The sequence below is a fragment of the Aeromonas finlandensis genome (genome assembly GCF_000764645.1).
Lineage (GTDB): Bacteria > Pseudomonadota > Gammaproteobacteria > Enterobacterales > Aeromonadaceae > Aeromonas > Aeromonas finlandensis.
Genome location: NZ_JRGK01000366.1, coordinates 1 through 897 on the forward strand (window position 1 = coordinate 1; position 897 = coordinate 897).

Here is an 897-nt window from a genome sequence, read left to right on the forward strand (position 1 = left end):
CAGTATGGCTGGCCCGCGGGCAGCCAGTGGCCGGCGCTCAAGGCCGATTTCGTGGCCGATCGGGTGGAAGGGGGCAAGCCGCTCCCCTTCCAGATCCTCAACCTCGATGACAAGGGGCAGCCGGTGGCGGGGGCGGTGAAGGTGCGCCTTATCAACGAGTACCGCGACTACTACTGGCACTACGCCGATGGCGAGGGGTGGAAATACGAGTTCAACAGCCAGCCCTATCTGGAGCAGGAGCAGACCCTGCAGCTGGATGGCAATGGGCCGACCCCGCTCACGCTGCAACTGGTGGCGGGCTGGTATCGATTGGAGGTTGAAAACAGTCAGGGCCATCAATCGAGTCTGCGGGTGGAGATCGGCAGTTACGCCTGGGGCGGCGGTGGCGAGCAGGCACGGCCTGACAAGATTGCCATCACCCTCGACAAGCGCGCCTATCTGGCGGGCGACAAGGCCAAGGTGACGCTGGTGGCGCCGCGTCCCGGCAAGGGGTTGCTGATGGTGGAAGATGGCGATGGCCTGCGCTGGTGGCAGCGTATCGAGCTCAAGGGGGCCGGTGGCGATGCCAAGGATGCCCGCGGCGAGTTCGAGATCCCGGTTAGCCCGGAATGGAAGCGCCATGACTTGCATATCTCGGCCCAGATCGCCGCGCCAGACAGCGCTTCCAAACCGGCTGGCAATCAGCAGGGGCAGAGCCTGCGTGCGGTCGGTCTGGTGCCGCTCACCCTGGACCGGGAAGCGCGCCGTCTGCCGCTCACTCTGAGCGCGCCTGATAAAGCGGTGCCGCTCACCCGGCTGGAGGTGACCGCGACCTCTACCCCAAACAGTCAGGGGCGGGTGGTATTGGCGGCGGTGGATCGGGGCGTGCTCAACATCAGTGATTACCAGCCCCTCGAC

1 pseudogene is annotated in these 897 nt (G+C 65.6%); it reads left to right on the forward strand.

The features are described from left to right. Positions 1-897: pseudogene (locus LD28_RS0121850) on the forward strand (alpha-2-macroglobulin family protein); the annotation flags it as partial.